1 protein-coding gene is annotated in these 2,808 nt (G+C 67.3%); it reads right to left on the bottom strand.

What is annotated here, in order from left to right:
• On the bottom strand, positions 1-2,808 hold a 2,808-nt coding region (locus tag B7X30_RS15240), incomplete at both ends, for a glucoamylase family protein (RefSeq protein WP_286731752.1).

Below are 2,808 nucleotides of genomic sequence, written 5' to 3'. Positions count from 1 at the left end.
GGCGTGAGGCGGAATTCGTGCGCGTTCTCGCCCCAGGTGTAGGCGCCGCCGCTCTCCGAGATCACCGTGCCGAACTGCGCATTGGCCAGCACGTTGGCCCACGGCGCGGGGGTGTTCTGTCCCGCCGCCAGGTCGATCACATACTCGCGGCCATCGGCGCTGAAGCCGCCGAAGCGGTTGCCCAGCAGCACGGCTTGGGTGGCCGTGTCGGTCACCGCGACCGCGTTGTCCGCGCGCGTCGATTCGGCCAGTCGCGGGCGCGAGGGGATGAAGGCCTCCGGCAGCTTGTGCAGGCGCCGGCGCCCGACCTGCTCGGCCAGCGATCCGCGGCTATCGCTCAAGATCACGCGCGCGGCGGACTGCACCAGAATGCGGTCTTCGCTGGAAATCTGCTGCGCCGGACGCACGAAAATGCCGCCAGGGCGGTCGATCAGACTGGCTTCCACACCCGATGAAATCAGCCCCATGATCTGATCCTGCAATTGCTGGCGGTAACCGGCGTTGTCCTCGTTCCAGATCACCAAGTCAACCGCCAAGCCTTTGAGGCGCCAGTAGGCGTGCGCCTGCACCAGTTGCCGCACCAGTTCGATGTTCGCGGGGTCGGCGATGTGCAGCAACACGATGGGCAGGTCGCCGGAAATGGCCTGGCCCCACAAGCCTGACTGGCCGCGCCGGTTGGCGCGCAGGGTGGCGGCGTCGGCGCGCAGTGACGCGTGGGCATAGAGCAGGCAGGACGCCATGTCTTCGTAGAGCTGCGCATCGACCTGGCTGCTGTTGAGCTGGCGCAGCATGACCTGGCTATGCGTCCACGCGAGGTCGAACACCCGGTCGGCCAGATGCCGGTCGCGGAATTTTTCGATGAGTTGCAGGCAGGCGTCGCGGCTGTCGCCCACGCCGGTCACCATGTCCACCAGCGCCGATTGCTCGGGCTCGAGGGTGATGCGGCAGCGGATGGCGACGATGGGGTCGAGCACCGAGCCTGCGCTATTGGACAGGTTGCGGGGACGCTGGCCGACGCTGTCCATGGCCTGCGGATCTGAGGTGCTGCGGCCACGGCCAATGAATCGGGCGCGATCGGTTTCGTAAGAAATTTCGTCGATGTGGGCGTCGTGCACAGCCAGCAGATGGCACATCCACGGCACCGCTTCGGCACTTGAGCGTGCACGCCGGGTGCAGACGATGGCCTGCAGCGGGCGCACCAGTTCGGTCTGCACAAACAGCTTGCTGAAGGCCGGGTGCATGGCGTCGGCCAGCGCGGGCGCCAGCACCACTTCGGCATAGGTGGTGATCTCGATCGTGCGACGGCTGCGGCTGCGGTTGGTCACGCGCAGGCGGCGCAGTTCGACATCGTCTTCTGGCGACACCGCGATCTCGGTGTGGGTGTCGAAGTCTGGTGTGCGTGTGCGGAACTCGGCGCGAGCGTCGGAGAAAATCGCCTCGTAGGACTTGAGCGTGCGGCAAGCCGGGTGATGCGCGCTCGACCAGTACGCGGCGCTGCTGACATCGCGCAAATAGCAAAACGTGCCGGCGTCGTCGCGGCTGATGTCTTCGCGCCAGCGCGTCACCGCCATGTCGCGGTGGCGGCTGTAGCCTCCGCCCGCGCTGCTGACCATCACGTGATAGCGCCCATTCGAGAGCAGCTGCACGGCGGGCCGTGCGCGGTCCGGATCGGTGAAGACGCGCAGGCTGGTTTCCGCCACGCGCGTGAGCGCCTGCGGCGAGGCAGCGGCGGTGGCATGGCGATATTCCGCCGCGGTTTTCGGCACGCGCTCCTGCAGTAGCAGCAAGGTGGCGCGCAGGCTGGGGTCGGACTCGAAGCGGCGCTGCATTGGGCGCTGCTGCAACAGATGGTCAAGCGCGAGCAGGCTCATACCCTGGTGATGCGCCATGAACGAGCGCACCACGACAGAGTCCTGGCCGCGCGGCAGGCGTGCCGGGGTGTAGTCCACCGCTTCGTACAGGCCGTAGCGGCCTTCCACCCCGGCGTCGGCCAGGCGTTGCAGGTTGGCGCAGGCGGCAGCCGGGTCGATCATCAACGCCAGGGCCGAGGCATACGGCGCCACCACCCGCTCTTCACTCAGGCCGCGTTTGAGGCCCAGCCCCGGCACACCAAAGGCGCGGTACTGGTAGTTGAACTGCGTGTCCTGCGTGTTGTAGCCCGACTCGGAGACGCCCCAGGGCAGACCCAGCTGCTGGCCGTATTCAATCTGCCGTGCCACTGCGGCCCGGCAGGTCTGGTCGAGCAAGGTGCCAGGCACATTGGGCATCACCAGCAGCGGCATCAGATATTCGAACATCGAGCCAGACCACGACAACAGCACCGGCTCGCCGCCGCTGCTGGTGAGCAAGCGTCCCAGCGCAAACCAGCTGTCCTGCGGCAGTTGTTCCTGCGCGATGGCAACGAAGTTGGTGAGCCGCGCCTCCGAGGCCAGCAGGTCGTAGAACCCGGCATCGAGCCGGCGCTCATCGACGTTGTAGCCTATCGACAGCAAGTCACGCTGGGCGTCGTAGAGAAAGCCGTAGTCCATCAGCGCCATGGCACCCGCCTGCTGCGCCAGTTGTTCGATGGTCTGCAGCAGGTCTGCGGCGCGCTGCTGCAAAGCGTGCGGCGCGGCGCTGCGGGCCTGCACCAGCTGGCGCAGGGTGGGCATGGCCTGCGGTTCGCCGTCCTGCGGCAATGGCGTCCAGGCCGAAAACGGCTGCAGTGTGGCGCTGGCATCGCGGCATTGCGCGCGCAGCGCCTGCAGCCAGAAGGCGACATCGCTGAGGGTGGTGGCGTCGGCGGCTTCCGACGCATCGGGCGTGGCC

The organism is Thiomonas sp. 13-64-67 (genome assembly GCF_002282795.1).
Taxonomy (GTDB): Bacteria; Pseudomonadota; Gammaproteobacteria; order Burkholderiales; family Burkholderiaceae_C; genus Thiomonas; species Thiomonas arsenitoxydans.
The sequence above is the reverse complement of the archived record's forward strand: the minus strand, read 5'-3'. Positions and strand labels throughout refer to the sequence as shown.